We start from the raw sequence: 16,161 nt of genomic DNA, 5'->3' as shown, positions 1-16,161 counted from the left end.
CCCTGTCATCCATTAAATGTGTTGTAATGCCTGCTCCGCCAGACGGGCGAAATAGTGCGCTGCGGGTGCAATAAGCCGTTCGTCCGGATTAAATGCCGGATGGTGCAGACCATATTCGCTGGCGCTGCCGATACTGACGAACGCCCCGGGAATATGCTGAAGATAGACCGCAAAATCTTCACCGCCGAGATGCAGATCGGCGTGGTGGGTGTGGTACCCGGCCTGGGCCGCTACCTCGCTGGCGAAGTCGGCCCAGCGGGCGTCATTGATCAGCGCCGTCGGGCCGGCATACCAGAAGACGTCAATCTGCGCGCCAAAGGCGCTGGCGAAACCGGCCGCAATCTCGCTGACCCGGGCCTTGACCCGCTGCTGCACTTCACTGCTGTGGGTGCGCAGCGTCCCCTCCAGCTCGACGCTCTCCGGCAGCACGTTCCAGGTATTGCCTCCCTGGATCCGCGTCACGCTGAGCACCACCGAGTCGAGGGTGTTCACTTCCCGGCTGGCCACGCTCTGCAGCACCGTCACCAGCTGGCTGGCCAGCAGGATCGCATCCTTGCCTTCGTGGGGGCGGGCGGCATGCGCCCCCTTCCCGGTCACTTTGAAGACGAAGCGGTCGACGTTGGCGTAGAACGCGCCGCCGCGGGTGGCAAATTCGCCCACCGGCAGGCCGGGCTCATTGTGCATGCCAAAGATCGCCGACACCTCCTCCAGCGCCCCGGCGCGGATCAGGGTTTTCGCCCCGCCGAAATTTTCTTCCGCCGGCTGGAACAGGATCCGCACCCGCCCCGGGAGTTCCGCTTCTCGATCCTTCAGCAGCAGCGCCGCTCCCAGCATTACGCTGGTGTGAATATCGTGCCCGCAGGCATGCATCACCCCTTGATTCTGCGAGCGGTAAGGCAGACCGGTCGCCTCCTCGATGGGCAACGCGTCGATATCCGCCCGCAGGGCTATCACCTTGTCGCCGCTGCCGACTTCGGCCACCAGCCCGGTTTTCAGATCGTAGGGCAGCAGGGTCAACCCGCCGCTTTGCAGCCAGTCGCGGATCCGCGCAGTGGTGGCCACCTCCTGCAGGGAGAGCTCCGGGTTCTGGTGCAGCTCGCGCCGCCAGCTAATCAGTTGTTGTTCAAAGGACATTCAGCACCGCCTTGCCGTAGTGAGCCTGCGCCAGCAGGCGCAGGGAGCGCAGGCGCGCAGGCCCGTCGCTAATGGGGGTATCAATGATGAGTTCATCCAGCTGATCTTCCGCCTGCAGCGCGTCCAGCCGGGCTTTCACCTCTTCGGGGGTACCCGATATCAGCGAAGATTCGCGGCGGGCGATACGGGTGGGACGGCTACCGGCCTGGCGGGCAAAGGCAACGGCCTGCGCCTCACTGCCGACGGTCACCCGCTGGCCGTTCTCCAGCTCAACGCCCCACGCCTCCACCTGCTGCGCCAGCGCGGCGGCGGTAGCGGGATCGTCGGCGACCACCACCTGCACGGCGACAATCGCCTCGCGCGGGCTCAGCTCGCGCCAGCGGTTGAGCACTGTACGGCGCAGCGCGCTGTCGCCATTGAGATGGGCGGCAAAGACAAAATTCCAGTCAAGGCGGGCCGCCAGTTCAGCACTCTCCAGGCTGGCGCCGAGCAGAAAACCGTCTGCCCGGCGCGGCGGGATCGGCGTGGCGCGCAGGCTCTCTTCCCCTCCGGGCTCAGTCAGCGACAGCCAGTTATCCAGCTGCGCCAGCTGGTCGGCAAAGGCGCCTTTCTCCTCCTGATGCAGGCCCTGCTGCAGGGCGCGGGTGGAGAGCGGCAGGCCGCCAGGCGCCTTGCCGACCCCGAGATCGATGCGGCCCGGCGCGAGGGCGGCCAGCAGGTTGAAGTTTTCCGCAACCTTATAGGGGCTATAGTGCTGGAGCATGACGCCGCCGGACCCGAGGCGGATCCGCCGGGTGTGGCCCAGCAGCCAGGCGATAACCAGCTCCGGCGAGGGGCTCGCCAGCTGATCGGTATTGTGGTGTTCGGCGACCCAGAAGCGGTGATAGCCCCAGGCTTCGGCGTGTTGCGCCAGCGTTAATGTACGCGCCAGCGCCTGCGCGGCGGTTTCCCCGGCGGCAAGCGGACTTTTATCCAGGATACTGATTCGATAAGACATTTCGCAGGCTCATATGAAAGTACGTGCCTGCATTATTAAAATCTCTGCTAACTATTGAGAAACAATTAATTCACATGTGTACTGCTGAAAATTAGATATGCCCGCCTGACCGCTGCGCTTCCAGCTCGCGGAGCAGCGCCTCGGCCTGCCGCGGACTGCGCAGCCGGACGAAGCGAATATGACGATATTGCGGATCCTGCATATCGGCCAGATAGCGTCGGCGATTCTGCCGCCAGGTTTTCAGCGTCCAGAGGATGATGGATTCCCGGCTGCAGAACGAACGGCGGAAACTCTCGCGGTTGCCGGTGCCCGGCCACAGCTCCTGACGTCGCCACGCCCGGCTCGCGGCCCGCCACACCGCCTGGCGCAGCGTGCGCCAGAGGCCATAATCCAGCCAGATCACCAGATCCACCTCGCGCCATTTGACCCCGCGGCTGCGATTGTAGTTGCCATCCAATACCCAGCCCGGGGTGGCCGTCGCGGCGGCAATGGCGGCGAAAAACGCCTCATCCGGCGCGCCCTGCCAGTTCGGCCGCCAGTACAGGCGATCCAGTTCGATGCACGGCAGCCCCAGCCTGTGCGCCAGGCGACGAGCCAGGGTGGATTTGCCTGAGCCGCTGGTGCCGACCACGTTGATGTTCATCTCTGTTTCTCCCTGGTAGCCATTTCCGTTGTTTGTCGCCTTTGCCCGGATGGGAAAAGGCAGTATGTACAGCCGCTTACGACAGCAAGCAAAAGGCAAAAAATTTCCGGCTGATCGCCCCACCTGTCATCCCGCGCCAGTGGAGATAGCGCCGCCGCCGACAAAGCAGTCTTTATCCAGAGTCAGGCTGGCGATCTTATGCACCGGGCCTCGCATACAGACCTGAAAATCCGCGCCGAAGGTGATGCGCAGCTGGCCGCCTGGCATGTTGACCTCCACCCGATCGTCCACCTTCCCTAACCGGCGCATGGCGCTGGCCGCCGCGCAGCTGCTGCTCCCGGAGGCCATCGTAAACCCGGCGCCCCGCTCCCAGATACCAATCTTCAGCGTATGGCGATCGACAACCTCCACGAACTGCACATTGCAGCGTTTGGGGAACAAAGGATGATGTTCAATTTGCGGCCCTAAGCGATGAACCTGTTCCAGGTCGAGCTTATCCACGAGGACAACGCAGTGGGGATTGCCCATAGAGACCAGCACGACGGACAGGGTTTCATCCGCCAGCGGCAAGGGATAATTCACCGCCTCGGGCAAATTCACCAGGGCGGGTAACGCCGCCGGATTGAAATTCGCCCGCCCCATGTCGACGCTAATCTGATGAAAATCACGCTCCACGGTGCAATAGACGTCTCCGCCCGCCGTGTGCACTAAAAAGGGCTCATGCCCGACACGACCGATATCAAACAGATAGCGCGCATAGATCCGTAGCCCATTCCCGCTTTTCTCCGCCTCGGAGCCGTCCGGATTGATAATACGCAGCGTGGGGTGGGTTCGATCGCCGCTGTCGATCAGGAGACCATCAGAACCGACGCCATAGTGGCGATGGCACAGAATTCGAATATGCTCGTTGCTCAGCTGGTCGGCAACGGCGCGATGGCATACCAGGTAATCATTACCCAGTCCGTGATATTTATGAAAGTGTAAGGGTGTCATTGTGTAGATCGCCTGGCGCTACGGGTATGTTTTTCCATCTTACAATACCTGCTCCGGCAGAATGAATTAAACAATAAGGGTTAACCGCTCTGTTCATTCTGCTCCCCTGCAGGCATCATGCTTCCTCCGCCTGCGCGGCGCCGTGACCGACGCGGAAGCCATTTATGCTGGAATAACCGGATATTAACATCAAAACCACTGATGATAATGGCTAAAAAATGGTCGTGGATGACCGGTTAAACGCCGGGCTGCGACCCGGCGAGCAGGTGACCATCGCCCGTGGCCAACGGATGCAAAAGCAGCGAACTGCGCCTCCGCCGTCCCCTGACAACCTCGCGCTTACCCCAGTCGACGCCAGCATACCAGCGCTTTCATTCTGTTGCGGGAAACTCTGCGACGCTGATCTCATTGATAAATCTGTCAAATGCTATCGGTAAATGTTTTAGGTGCGTAACTATTAGGTTACGTGTAGGATTCAGCGCCATGTCTGAGCTTATCTCCTACGTCAGAATGATGAGAAAGCCAGCATAATGTGCCAGCCGTCCTCCACGCCGGCTGCAAACATGGGCATTGACAGGAAACTGATACATCAATGAATACGAAACACGACACTGCAGCGGAGCACCATGCTGCAAAACGCCACTGGCTCAACTCACATGAAGCGGGTTATCACAAAGCGATGGGCAACCGTCAGGTACAGATGATCGCCATCGGCGGCGCCATCGGTACCGGTTTGTTCCTCGGCGCCGGGGCACGTTTACAAATGGCAGGGCCAGCGCTCGCACTGGTCTATCTGGTCTGCGGCATCTTCTCTTTCTTTATTCTTCGCGCCCTCGGCGAACTGGTTCTCCACCGCCCCTCGAGCGGCAGCTTCGTCTCCTATGCCAGGGAATTCCTCGGCGAAAAGGCCGCCTACGTGGCCGGCTGGATGTACTTCGTTAACTGGGCAATGACCGGGATCGTCGATATCACCGCCGTGGCGCTGTATATGCACTACTGGGGCGCGTTTGGCGATGTGCCGCAGTGGGTCTTCGCCCTCGGCGCGCTGGCCATCGTCGGCACCATGAACATGATCGGCGTGAAGTGGTTCGCCGAGATGGAGTTCTGGTTCGCGTTGGTCAAAGTGCTGGCGATCGTCGCGTTTCTCGTGGTCGGCACCATTTTCCTCGGCTCCGGTAAGCCGCTGGACGGTAATGCCACCGGCTTCCACCTGATCACCGATAACGGCGGCTTCTTCCCGCACGGCCTTCTGCCGGCGCTGGTGCTGGTGCAGGGCGTGGTCTTCGCCTTCGCCTCCATTGAGCTGGTGGGCACCGCGGCCGGTGAGTGTAAGGATCCGGAGACGATGGTGCCGAAGGCCATCAACAGCGTGATCTGGCGTATCGGCCTGTTCTACGTCGGGTCGGTGGTGCTGCTGGTGCTGCTGCTGCCGTGGAACGCCTACCAGGCGGGACAGAGCCCGTTCGTTACCTTCTTCTCAAAACTGGGCGTACCGTATATCGGCAGCGTGATGAACATCGTGGTGTTAACCGCCGCCCTCTCCAGTCTCAACTCTGGCCTCTACAGCACCGGGCGTATTCTGCGCTCCATGTCGATGGGGGGCTCCGCGCCGAAGTTCATGTCGAAGATGAGCCGTCACCACGTCCCTTACGCCGGGATCCTGGCGACGCTGGCGGTGTACGTGGTCGGGGTGTTCCTCAACTATCTGGTGCCGTCGCAGGTGTTTGAGATCGTCCTCAACATCGCTTCGCTGGGGATCATTGCGTCCTGGGGCTTCATCGTGGTGTGTCAGATGCGTCTGCGCAAAGCGATTAAGGAAGGAAAAGCGGCTCAGGTGAGCTTCAGAATGCCAGGGGCGCCGTTCACCTCCTGGCTGACGCTGCTGTTCCTGTTTAGCGTACTGGTGCTGATGGCCTTCGATTATCCGAACGGCACTTATACCATTGGCTCCATCCCGTTGCTGGCGGTGCTGCTGGTGGCGGGCTGGTTTGGCGTGCGTAAACGCGTGCATGCGATTCACAGCACAGCGCCGACGCTCAAGCAGTAAATGGCAGGACTCCCGGTTTGTCCATCGCGGGCAAACCGGGAGGTCAGGACTTAGTTATCCTCAACCAGCTGCGACACGTCGCTGCTGTTAATTTCCCGCTTATTACCAGACTCATCGATATAGCTGGTCATCCCCGTTTCTTTATCCAGCTGCGGCTTGCCGTGGGTGACGATCGTCTGACCGCTTTTGGTGGTCATAACGTAGTTGGACGAACAGCCTGCCAGCAGCGCCAGCATCGCGCCGGCGCAAATCACCATGAATGGTTTTTTCATTTTATCTCCACTGATTACCACTGCCCGCGCGAGGCGGGAAAGCGATAAGTGTATAACCTTCAGGTTTATCAGGCCAATACGCGTTTGTAACAGAGGGTGAGATGCCGGGCGCAACCACCGGTGACGATGGTCGTCGCGCCCGGGACCTTACAGGGCGATGCGGATCACATCGTCCGGCGCCGTGGCCTCTTTCTCACGGCTGGATGCTTGTTTCACGCTGACGTACAGCGTTTTGCCGTCATCAGAGAGCGCCAGGCTGTTGGGATGGGTGGGCGTTTTAAAGGTCTTCACCACCTTATAGCTCTTGCCGTCGATAACGCTCACTTCCCCCGCCTTACGGTGCGTCACATAGGCTTCATTGCGGGTGGGGTTAAACAGCACCGCCAGCGATTCCGGCGCGGTGATTTTCTCCAGCACTTTGCCGTCGCGGGTATCGACCACCAGCACTTCCGGCTGCTTGCTGTCGGTAATAAAGGCGCGGTGACCGGCGGTATCGAGGCTCAGGTTAAGGTAGAAATGCGCCTTGCCGTCATCCAGCAATTTTTTGCGCGACACAATGCTGTTGCTCTCGCTGTCGATGGTCAGCAGTTCGCCGTCGGCATTGGTGGTATAAAGGCGTTTCGCCTGCGGATCGATCGCCAGGCCGGTGGCCATCGCCCCGGTGCCGGTAATCGTCGTTTTCAGCTTCAGGGTAGCGCCATCCACCACCCAAATCACGCTCTCTTTGCCCAGACCGGTAATGTAGATAGTGTTGGTCTGCTCATTGACCGCCAGCTCGCGCGGCTGCAGCGGGCGCACGGTTTCACTGCGCTGACGCTCGTCCAGCACCAGTCGCCCCTTCACTGCGCCGGTTTTGGCGTCAATGGCGGTGACGGTGCTGTCGACGGTATTACCAAACCACAGCGTACCGGTGGCATGGTTGATAGCGGCGCCAAACGGCTTCAGATCGTTGTGAATAATCTGCGTCACGTCGAGGGTGGTGGGGTCAAGACGATAAACAATCCCCCCTTTGTCCAGCGAACGACTTTGCGAAGTGGCGACCCACAGCGCGTTCTCCTGCTGGCTGTAGGCCATTTCGTAGGCCCCTTTCCCGACGGCCTTGCGCAGCATCTCTTCCGCGGCGTGGGCGCTAAAGCTGCCTGCCAGCAGCAGAGAAGTGAATAACAGTGAATGGCGCAGACGCGGCGCGGCAAACTGACGTAATGACATGACGACTCCCTTTGATGAACCTGTATGTGCTGACCCGACATCGCTTCCGGCGGCAAAGTCATGGCTCTGCCTTATTTTGAATGCGAATAGTAATCATTAATTATCTCAAAGTGGAGCGCTAATTGTTGTTGCCCGGTAAATTCGTCAGCCTGAAGCACTATCCGTTAACCAACGGCAGTTAATAATTTTCAAATATTTTACAAACGGGGTAACATATATACATATGTTCCATTTGGTTCGTCTCCCGAGTACTATCGATGAAAATCCTATCCGTGCGACACGCGGCCCTGCCGGCCCTGCTGCTGCCGCTCATCGCCGCCGCCCAGGCCGCCGATGAACAAACCATGGTGGTGACCGCTGCGCCAACCACTGTTTCTGAACTGGATACCCCCGCCGCCGTCAGCGTGGTCAATGGCGATGAGATGCGCCAGGCCGCGCCGCGCGTCAACCTCTCTGAATCGCTGGGCGCCGTGCCGGGCCTGCAGGTGCAGAACCGACAAAACTATGCCCAGGATCTGCAGCTGTCGATTCGCGGCTTTGGCTCCCGCTCTACCTACGGCGTGCGCGGGCTGCGCATCTATGTGGACGGCATCCCGGCGACCATGCCCGACGGCCAGGGGCAGACCTCCAATATCGATATCGGTAGCGTCGACACCCTCGAGGTGCTGCGCGGCCCCTTCTCTGCCCTCTACGGTAACTCGTCCGGCGGGGTGATCAACGTCACCAGCCAGACCGGCACCCAGCCGCCCACCGTGGAAGCCAGCAGTTACTATGGCAGCTTCGGCACCTGGCACTACGGGATGAAAGCCACCGGCGCCGTTGGCGACGGCAGCCACGCAGGCGATGTGGATTACACGGTGTCGACTAACCGCTTCACCACCCATGGCTATCGCGATCACAGCGGCGCGCGCAAAAATCTGGCCAACGCCCGGCTGGGGGTGCGCATCAACGACGTCAGTAAGCTGACGCTGCTGCTGAACAGCGTTGATATCAAAGCCAATGACGCCGGCGGCTTAACCGCCGATGAATGGCGCGATAACCCGCGCCAGTCGCCGCGCGGCGACCAGTATAATACCCGCAAGGATACCCGGCAGACCCAGGCTGGCCTGCGCTACGAGCGCCAGCTGAGCGCCCAGGACGATCTCAGCGTCATGATGTACGCCGGGGAACGCGAAACCACCCAGTACCAGTCGATCCCGCGCGCGCCGCAGCTGAAGCCGAGCCATGCCGGCGGGGTGATCGACCTCACCCGCCACTACCAGGGGATCGATACCCGGCTGACCCATCGCGGCGAGCTGCTGGTGCCGGTCACCCTGACCGCCGGTCTTGACTACGAGAACATGAGCGAGCGCCGCAAGGGCTATGAAAACTTTGTGATGGTCAACGGCGCGCCGCAGTATGGCGAACAGGGCGCGCTACGCCGTAACGAACGTAACCTGATGTGGAACGTCGACCCTTACCTGCAAACCCAGTGGCAGCTCACCGACAAACTTTCGCTCGATGCCGGGGTGCGCTACAGCTCGGTATGGTTCGACTCGAATGATTACTACATCACCCCAGGCAATGGCGACGACAGCGGCGATGCCAGCTATCACAAATGGCTGCCCGCAGGCTCGCTGAAGTATGCCCTGACCGACGCCTGGAACGTCTACCTCTCCGCTGGCCGCGGCTTCGAGACGCCGACCATTAACGAGCTGTCATACCGCGCCGATAACCAGAGCGGTCTCAACTTCGGGCTGAAGCCCTCCACCAACGACACGGTGGAGATCGGCAGCAAGACGCGGATTGGCAATGGGTTGCTCACCGCCGCCCTGTTCCAGACCGATACCGATAATGAGATCGTGGTCGACAGCAGCAGCGGCGGGCGCACCAGCTATAAAAACGCCGGCAAGACCCGTCGTCAGGGGATGGAGCTGGGACTGGATCAGCAGTTTGGCGAGAGCTGGCGCCTGAAGGCGGCCTGGACCTGGCTTGACGCGACCTATCGCACCAACGTCTGCGGCGACGCCAGCTGCAACGGCAACCGTATTCCGGGGATCGCGCGCAATATGGGTTACGCCTCCTTCGGCTATCAGCCGGAGCAGGGCTGGTACGCCGGGAGCGATATTCGCTACATGAGCGACATCATGGCGAATGACGAAAACACCGCCAAAGCCCCTTCCTGGACGGTGGTCGGCCTGACGACCGGCTATAAGTGGAGCTATGGCAGGATGGATATGGATCTGTTCGGCCGGGTCGACAACCTGTTCGACCGCGAATACGTCGGGTCCGTCATCGTTAACGAGTCCAACGGACGCTACTACGAGCCCGCGCCGGGACGCAACTACGGTATCGGGCTGAACCTCGCCTGGCGCTTCGAGTAACGCCCGGCTTCGCCCGCGGACCGGCGGGCGAAGGCGTTACCCTCAGGCGCTGGCGTCCGGGACGCTGATTAAAGCAGGTTTCTCAGGGACAATTCGAAAATGATCTTTTCCGCCTGGCAGGAGAAGGCGATGGACAGATCGAGTTTCACCTCGTCGCCGGCGGCGGCGAGCGTGTAGTCAACCTGCGGTGGTTCACTGGCCGGCGCCGCTGCGGCGGCACGCTCGCGAACGGCGGCTACGGTTGACTCCGCTTCCTCGCGGCTCGGGAATAACTTCTCAGCCCGGTAGACGCAGTCCTCGTTATCAATAATTGTCCCGACATCAATGGCGCAGCCTTTGGTGCTGCATTTATCTACTACATCTTTCATCGTCATAACCTCTTGAGTTTTCTTAAGGATAAGAATCCGCTCGCCGAAAAGCAAACCATTAATATCCGTAAGGATTAGCGATTTTTATTCTATCGCGCCGCGCCGGACGCTAGCTTGCGCCATCGCAAGGCGAGGCATGATGATGCAGGACCGCCGCGACTCACCGCGCGATTGCCCCTGCAACCGTGCTAGCCATCACACTATTCTGCACACTTTCTCGTCTGCCTCGCGCCGCAGCGTTAGTCTGGTCACAGAACAACGCCAACAAGGAGCTGCTATGGCACTGCCGATAATGATTGATTGCGATCCGGGACATGATGACGCGATCGCCCTGGTCCTCGCCCTCGCCTCGCCGGAGCTGGAGGTGAAAGCCGTCACCGCCTCCGCAGGCAACCAGACCCCGGAGAAGACTCTGCGCAACGTGCTGCGTATGCTGACCCTGCTGAACCGCGCGGATATTCCGGTCGCCGGCGGCGCGTGGAAGCCGTTAATGCGCGATCTGATCATCGCCGATAACGTGCACGGGGAAAGCGGACTGGATGGCCCGAACCTGCCGGAGCCGGCCTTTGCGCCGCAAAACTGCACCGCCGTCGAGCTGATGGCCAGGGTGCTGCGCGAAAGTCAGGAGCCGGTGACGCTGGTGGCCACCGGGCCACAGACGAACGTGGCGTTGCTGCTCGCCAGCCATCCTGAGCTGCACGCGAAGATCGCCCGCATCGTGATCATGGGGGGCGCCATAGGGCTGGGCAACTGGCAGCCGGCGGCGGAGTTTAATATCTACGTCGATCCCCAGGCGGCGGAGATGGTCTTTCAGTCGGGGATCCCGGTGGTGATGGCAGGCCTGGATGTCACCCACCGGGCGCAGATCCTTCCTGCGGATATTGAGCGATTCCGCCAGATTGGCAATCCGGTATCAACCATCGTCGCCGAACTGCTCGACTTCTTTATGGCCTACCACAAGGACGAAAAGTGGGGCTTCGACGGCGCGCCGCTCCACGACCCCTGCACCATCGCCTGGCTCCTCAAGCCGGAGCTCTTTACCACTATCGAGCGCTGGGTCGGCGTGGAAACGGAAGGCAAATATACCCAGGGGATGACGGTGGTCGATTACTACCATCTGACCGGCAATCCGCCCAATACCACCCTGATGCTGGATGTGGACCGCGAAGCCTTTGTCGATCTGCTCGCCCAGCGGTTAGCCTTTTACGCCTGATATTCATGCAGCGCCTCTCTTCCCGGCCGGGAGAGAGGCGCGTTCAGGCTATACCCGGCGTATTAGTCATCCGCCGACACGCGGATCACCACCTTACCAAAGTTTTCACCTTTCAACAGGCCGATCAGCGCCTGCGGCGCCTGCTCCAGACCGTCGATCAGCTGTTCGCGATATTTAATTTTACCCTCCTGCACCCAGCGCCCCATCTGCTGCTGGAATTCCGCGATCCGATGCCCATAATCCTGGCCGATAATAAAGCCCTGCATCCGAATGCGTTTCTTGAGGATGGTCGCCATCAGCAGCGGCAGACGGTCAGGCCCGTCCGGCAGACCGGTGGCGTTATAGCCGCTCACCAGCCCGCAGACCGGAACCCGCGCCGCGGTGTTGAGCAGCGGCAGCACCGCGTCAAAAACCTTGCCGCCGACGTTTTCGTAGTAGACGTCAATGCCCTGCGGGCAGGCCTGGGCCAGCTGTTCGGCAAAGTCCGCCGCGCGATGGTCAAGGCAGACATCAAAGCCTAAGGTGTCAACCGCATAGCGACATTTCTCCGCGCCGCCGGCGACGCCGACGGTACGGCAGCCCTTAATTTTGCCGATCTGTCCGACCGTAGCGCCCACCGGCCCGGTGGCCGCAGCGACCACCAGCGTGTCACCCGGCTTCGGCTGGCCAATGTCCAGTAATCCCATGTAGGCGGTGAAGCCCGGCATCCCCAGCACCCCCAGCGACCAGGACGGGTGCTGCGGGTTGTCCCCCAGCTTCACCAGCCCGCTGCCGTCGGAAAGCTCATAATCCTGCCAGCCGCTGTAGCCCAGCACCCAGTCGCCGGGTTGAAAATCATCATGCTGCGAGGTCACGACGCGACTCACGGTCCCGCCCACCATCACCGCGCCGATGGCCACCGGCGGTGAATAGGACGGCGCGTCGCTCATCCGCCCGCGCATATAGGGATCCAGCGATAAATAAACGGTACGCAGCAGAACCTGACCCGGCCCCGGGGTGGGCACCTCGCGCTCTTCCAGGCGGAAATGCTCTGCCGTCGGTTCACCATGGGGACGGGAAGCCAGTACCCAGCGGCGATGGCGTTGCGGTTGTTCTGACATAGCAAACTCCTCTTGTTAGCAGACAGTACTGAGGCTAGCTGCTTTATGCGCAATGCGCTTTATCATTAAGAGCCGGATGGCGATTGATTAAGGCGCACCACCAGATAGACGCAGGTCTCTGCGGATTCATTGATAAAGCGGCAGTCGTTCGGTGGGCCGAGCTCCAGACAGTCCCCGGTCTGCATCTCGTGGCGGGTATTCCCTTCCAGGAACACCAGCTCGCCCCGCTGCAGCCAGATCAGCTGGCGTGCCAGCGCATAGGACGAAGCCGGCATCGGCACATCGCTGCCGGGCGGCAGCTCGATCTGCACCAGGTCAATGGGCAGATCGCTGCGCGGCGAAACGTGGCGGCGGAGATAGTGGCTTTGCGGGTCGTGCCATACCGGCTGGCTGGCAAAACGCAGCAGCTTGCCTTCCTGCATTTCCGCCCTGGCGATCAGGGTCGACATACTGATGCCGAAGGCGCCGGAAAGGCGGCCCAGCATCGACGCCGTCGGGCTGCTTTCGCCGCGCTCGATTTTATGGATCATCGCCCGCGAGGCGCCCGCCCGTTCGGCCAGGTCGTTCAGCGACCAGCCACGGGATTCGCGCTCGATGCGGATGCGCGCGCTGATACGCTGATTGAGGTTGTCTTCTATAGTATTCATAACGTAACACTATAGTGTGCGCGCAGGCATTACACAACCGCCCGTCGTGCCGCGTAACCCCTGGCCCATCAGGAAAAAATTTGCTGAAAACGGATGACAGCGTGGCGTTCATTATTGTAATAATATCGTACTACTATAGTGTACGAAAAACTGAGGTTTGCTATGTCCATCCGCCCTGCCATTAAAGACGATTGCGCGGCGATCGCCGATATCTATAACCACGCCGTCGTGCATACCGCCGCTATCTGGAATGACAAAACCGTGGATACCGACAACCGCATCGCATGGTTTGAAGCCCGCCAGCTGGCAGGCTTTCCGGTGCTGGTGAGCGAGGAAAACGGCGTCATCACCGGCTATTCCTCCTTTGGCGACTGGCGCGCGTTTGACGGCTTTCGCCACACCGTGGAGCATTCGGTGTACGTTCACCCCGAGCACCAGGGGAAAGGCCTGGGCCGCAAACTTCTGGTCGCCTTGATCGCCGAAGCGCGTCGGCTGAATAAACATGTGATGGTCGCCGGGATCGAGTCGCAGAACCACGCCTCGCTGCACCTGCATGAAACGCTGGGCTTTATCACCACCGGGCAGATGCCGCAGGTGGGAACCAAATTTGGTCGCTGGCTGGATCTGACCTTTATGCAGCTGCAGCTTGATGCGCGCCAGGACCCGGACGGCCAGGCATGAATGGGTCGCTTACCCTCGCCTTTCTGGTGGCCGCCGGCGTAGGCCTGGTGGTGCAGAACACCCTGATGGTGCGCATCACCCAGTCGGTGTCGACGATCCTCATCGCCATGCTGCTCAATTCGCTGGTAGGTATCGTTATTTTCGTGACCTTGTTGCTGCTGCGCCAGGGTGTCGCCGGCTTTCATGAGCTGGCCCTGAACGTGAAGTGGTGGACGCTGATCCCCGGCATGCTGGGATCCTTTTTCGTCTTCGCCAGCATCAGCGGCTATCAGACCGTGGGCGCAGCCACCACCATCGCGGTACTGGTGGCCAGCCAGCTGGTCGGCGGGTTGATCATGGATTTAATTCGCGCCCACGGCGTACCGCTGCGGGCGCTGATCGGGCCATTATGCGGCGCGGTGATGCTGGTGGTGGGCGCCTGGCTGGTGGCCAGACGCCAGTTCTGAGCGACTGTTCAGAGGATCGCGCCGCCTTTGGTCAACTGCTCGCGGCGCGCGTCCTGCTCTTCCTGATGCTGTCGCCCATGGTGAGCGATGGCGGTGCGCAGGCGCTGCTGCTGAGTATAGCGTTCCTCACGACTGAGCTGCGCGTCATCGCTCAGGGCGATCAGCAGCTCATTCATATGCGCGATAACGCCCTCGGCAAGGATGTCATCGACTTTAACGATGACCTCATCCAGATGTGCCATTCTGTTCTCCTTTCACTTAATTCAGCTTCGCTTTGGAAAAATCGCTCCCCATCATGCTCACAGTGTAGCCGCTGACGTTGCTGCGGGTGGCATAGAAGGTCTTGCCGGTCGCCAGGGTGATCCACGGCGCCTGCTGGTAAAAGATCTCTTGCGCCTGTTCGTAGAGTTTGGCGCGCGCCTGCGGATCGCTCACCAGCAGGGCTTTCTTCACCAGCGCGTCATACGACTTATCGCACCAGCGGGCGGCATTAGAGCCGGTCTGGATATTATCACAGCTGAGCAGCGTGCCGGCAAAGTTGTCCGGGTCGCCATTGTCCGACATCCAGCCGTACAGCGCGCTGTCGTGTTCGCCTTTACGCATGCCGGCCAGGTATTCGCCCCACTCATAGCTGACGATCTTCGCTTTCACCCCGACTTTCGCCCAGTCGTTTTGGATCATTTCAGCAATGCGTTTTGAGTTCGGGTTGTAGGGCCGCTGAACCGGCATCGACCACAGGGTCACTTCCGCCCCTTGCTCCAGACCCGCCTGTTTGAGCAGCGCCTTCGCTTTCTGCGGATCGTAGTCGTAGTCCGGGAGGTCTTTTTTATACCCGAGCATGGTGGACGGGATCGGCGACTTCGCCACCGTACCGGAATCGAGGAACACCGCCCTGACGATGGCCTGTTTGTCGGTGGCGTAGTTTAACGCCTGGCGCACCAGCACATTATCAAACGGTTTTTTCTCGGTGTTGAACGCCAGATAGCCGACGTTCAGCGCCTCGACGGCGTGCAGTGTCAGATCGTTGTTGCCCTTGATCACCGGGAACTGTACCGGCGAAGGCGCTGGAATAATCTGGCACTCGTTAGTCTGCAGTTTAGCCAGCCGGGTCTCGACGTTCGGCGTGATGGAGAAGATCAGGTGCTTCGTCGGCACCTCGCCTTCCCAGTAGTGGGGATTGGCGATATAGCGGATTTGCGAATCCACTTTATACTGCTGCAGAGCATAGGGTCCGGTGCCGACAGGCCAGTTATCGACGTTTTCTGGCGTTCCTTTCTTCAGCATCGCCTCGCCATATTCCGCCGACAGAATAGAGGCGAAGTCCATTCCCCAGTCGGCAAGAAACGCCGCGTTCGGCTGATTGAGCTCAAACTGGACGTGATAGTCATCGACCTTTTTCACCGACTTAATCAGCTTATCGAGGCCCACGTCGTGGAAGTACTCATAGTTCCCCTGGGACACCTTGTGATAAGGATGCTGAGGATCCATCTGGCGCAGTACCGAAAACAGGACGTCGTCGGCGTTAAAATCGCGGGTCGGTTTGAAGAATTTATTGCTGTTGAACTTCACTCCCTGACGCAGCGTGAAGGTCCAGGTTTTGCCATCTTCAGAGACGTGCCACTCGGTGGCCAGCGACGGGATCGGCGTGTTCTTCACCGGATCAAAGGTGACCAGGCGGTTATACAGCACCTGCGAGCTGGCGACGAACGACGGGCCGGAGCTGGCGATCTGCGGGTTGAAGGACTCCGGGGAGGCCTCTGAGCAATAGACCAGCGTGTCATTGCCCGCGGCCCATGCGGCGCTGGCCGGCAGCAGCGCGCTCAGCAGCAGCGCCAGCGTGGATTTCCCTGTAGACATGGTTATAAGTCCTGATTATTGATTATAAGAACCGTAATAACAGCACAGCCCCTGGCCCCCGGCAAATAATCAATGGCTATCACCTTATGCCAATCGCGCTGAATTTGCTGGTTTAAACGGCGTCGCGCTGCTTTTTGCGCCAGGTACGGTTGGGATGTTGTGAGCTACGCACAATTCCGGCAAAAAAATGT

16 protein-coding genes are annotated in these 16,161 nt (G+C 60.2%); 5 read left to right on the top strand and 11 right to left on the bottom strand.

From position 1 onward, the window contains the following. Nucleotides 1-12: 12 nt before the first annotated feature. The 4 genes from LGM20_RS11605 to dapF all read right to left on the bottom strand — a co-directional run bounded on the left by LGM20_RS11605 (nucleotide 13) and on the right by dapF (nucleotide 3,767). Nucleotides 13-1,134 carry a M20 peptidase aminoacylase family protein gene (locus LGM20_RS11605; RefSeq protein ID WP_044523490.1) on the bottom strand — a complete coding sequence of 374 codons (1,122 nt, stop codon included), beginning with the start codon at nucleotides 1,132-1,134 and terminating at the stop codon, nucleotides 13-15. Next, on the bottom strand, nucleotides 1,124-2,131 hold the full coding sequence (locus tag LGM20_RS11600) for an MsnO8 family LLM class oxidoreductase (protein ID WP_023289878.1): 1,008 nt from the start codon (nucleotides 2,129-2,131) through the stop codon (nucleotides 1,124-1,126). Before LGM20_RS11600 ends, LGM20_RS11605 begins: the two co-directional genes overlap by 11 nt. 91 nt (nucleotides 2,132-2,222) lie before the next feature. Then, complete coding sequence (locus LGM20_RS11595; protein ID WP_044523492.1) at nucleotides 2,223-2,774, bottom strand: P-loop NTPase family protein; 552 nt, start codon at nucleotides 2,772-2,774, stop codon at nucleotides 2,223-2,225. Nucleotides 2,775-2,900: 126 nt separating this feature from the next. Beyond that, nucleotides 2,901-3,767: a diaminopimelate epimerase gene (gene dapF, locus LGM20_RS11590; protein WP_044523493.1), complete on the bottom strand. Its 867-nt coding sequence runs from the start codon at nucleotides 3,765-3,767 to the stop codon at nucleotides 2,901-2,903. 592 nt (nucleotides 3,768-4,359) lie between these two features. Between dapF and ansP the strand changes: the two genes are divergently transcribed. After that, nucleotides 4,360-5,814, top strand: coding sequence for an L-asparagine permease (ansP, locus tag LGM20_RS11585; RefSeq protein WP_023289881.1), 1,455 nt, complete (start codon nucleotides 4,360-4,362; stop codon nucleotides 5,812-5,814). Between the two features lie 50 nt (nucleotides 5,815-5,864). On the opposite strand, the gene LGM20_RS11580 is transcribed toward ansP, so the two are convergent. Both LGM20_RS11580 and yncE read right to left on the bottom strand, forming a co-directional pair. Continuing rightward, a complete protein-coding gene (locus tag LGM20_RS11580; RefSeq protein ID WP_002906779.1) occupies nucleotides 5,865-6,086 on the bottom strand; it encodes a YgdI/YgdR family lipoprotein in 222 nt (73 codons plus the stop codon). Nucleotides 6,087-6,233: 147 nt separating this feature from the next. Further along, complete coding sequence (gene yncE / locus LGM20_RS11575; RefSeq protein WP_044523494.1) at nucleotides 6,234-7,295, bottom strand: 7-bladed beta-propeller protein YncE; 1,062 nt, start codon at nucleotides 7,293-7,295, stop codon at nucleotides 6,234-6,236. Between the two features lie 257 nt (nucleotides 7,296-7,552). Here yncE and pqqU point away from each other — a divergent pair, with 257 nt between their 5' ends. Next, nucleotides 7,553-9,658 carry a TonB-dependent receptor PqqU gene (gene pqqU / locus LGM20_RS11570; protein WP_044523495.1) on the top strand — a complete coding sequence of 702 codons (2,106 nt, stop codon included), beginning with the start codon at nucleotides 7,553-7,555 and terminating at the stop codon, nucleotides 9,656-9,658. Between the two features lie 68 nt (nucleotides 9,659-9,726). Here pqqU and LGM20_RS11565 read toward each other — a convergent pair whose 3' ends face one another. After that, nucleotides 9,727-10,026 (bottom strand): DUF406 domain-containing protein, encoded by a 300-nt coding sequence (locus LGM20_RS11565; RefSeq protein WP_020481014.1) that lies wholly within the window; start codon nucleotides 10,024-10,026, stop codon nucleotides 9,727-9,729. Nucleotides 10,027-10,303: 277 nt separating this feature from the next. Between LGM20_RS11565 and rihA the strand changes: the two genes are divergently transcribed. Continuing rightward, on the top strand, nucleotides 10,304-11,239 hold the full coding sequence (gene rihA, locus LGM20_RS11560) for a pyrimidine-specific ribonucleoside hydrolase RihA (RefSeq protein ID WP_044523496.1): 936 nt from the start codon (nucleotides 10,304-10,306) through the stop codon (nucleotides 11,237-11,239). Nucleotides 11,240-11,301: 62 nt separating this feature from the next. Here the strand turns inward: rihA and LGM20_RS11555 are convergent, their stop codons facing one another. Both LGM20_RS11555 and LGM20_RS11550 read right to left on the bottom strand, forming a co-directional pair. After that, nucleotides 11,302-12,339 (bottom strand): NADP-dependent oxidoreductase, encoded by a 1,038-nt coding sequence (locus LGM20_RS11555; protein WP_044523497.1) that lies wholly within the window; start codon nucleotides 12,337-12,339, stop codon nucleotides 11,302-11,304. A gap of 65 nt (nucleotides 12,340-12,404) precedes the next feature. Then, nucleotides 12,405-12,986 (bottom strand): helix-turn-helix domain-containing protein, encoded by a 582-nt coding sequence (locus tag LGM20_RS11550; protein ID WP_023289886.1) that lies wholly within the window; start codon nucleotides 12,984-12,986, stop codon nucleotides 12,405-12,407. A 162-nt stretch (nucleotides 12,987-13,148) separates the two neighbouring features. On the opposite strand from LGM20_RS11550, the gene LGM20_RS11545 reads away from it, so the two are divergent. Together LGM20_RS11545 and LGM20_RS11540 are read left to right on the top strand one after the other, a co-directional pair. After that, nucleotides 13,149-13,667, top strand: coding sequence for a GNAT family N-acetyltransferase (locus LGM20_RS11545; RefSeq protein WP_044523499.1), 519 nt, complete (start codon nucleotides 13,149-13,151; stop codon nucleotides 13,665-13,667). After that, nucleotides 13,664-14,113, top strand: coding sequence for a DMT family transporter (locus tag LGM20_RS11540; RefSeq protein ID WP_023289888.1), 450 nt, complete (start codon nucleotides 13,664-13,666; stop codon nucleotides 14,111-14,113). Before LGM20_RS11545 ends, LGM20_RS11540 begins: the two co-directional genes overlap by 4 nt. A gap of 8 nt (nucleotides 14,114-14,121) precedes the next feature. Here the strand turns inward: LGM20_RS11540 and LGM20_RS11535 are convergent, their stop codons facing one another. Then, nucleotides 14,122-14,355, bottom strand: a complete 234-nt coding sequence (locus LGM20_RS11535; protein WP_023289889.1) for a YdcY family protein — start codon at nucleotides 14,353-14,355, stop codon at nucleotides 14,122-14,124. Nucleotides 14,356-14,371: 16 nt separating this feature from the next. After that, nucleotides 14,372-15,970, bottom strand: a complete 1,599-nt coding sequence (locus tag LGM20_RS11530; RefSeq protein ID WP_044523500.1) for an ABC transporter substrate-binding protein — start codon at nucleotides 15,968-15,970, stop codon at nucleotides 14,372-14,374. Nucleotides 15,971-16,161: the final 191 nt, after the last annotated feature.

Source organism: Klebsiella quasipneumoniae subsp. quasipneumoniae (assembly GCF_020525925.1).
GTDB classification, from domain to species: domain Bacteria; phylum Pseudomonadota; class Gammaproteobacteria; order Enterobacterales; family Enterobacteriaceae; genus Klebsiella; species Klebsiella quasipneumoniae.
This window is presented reverse-complemented; position numbering and strand designations above follow the sequence as displayed.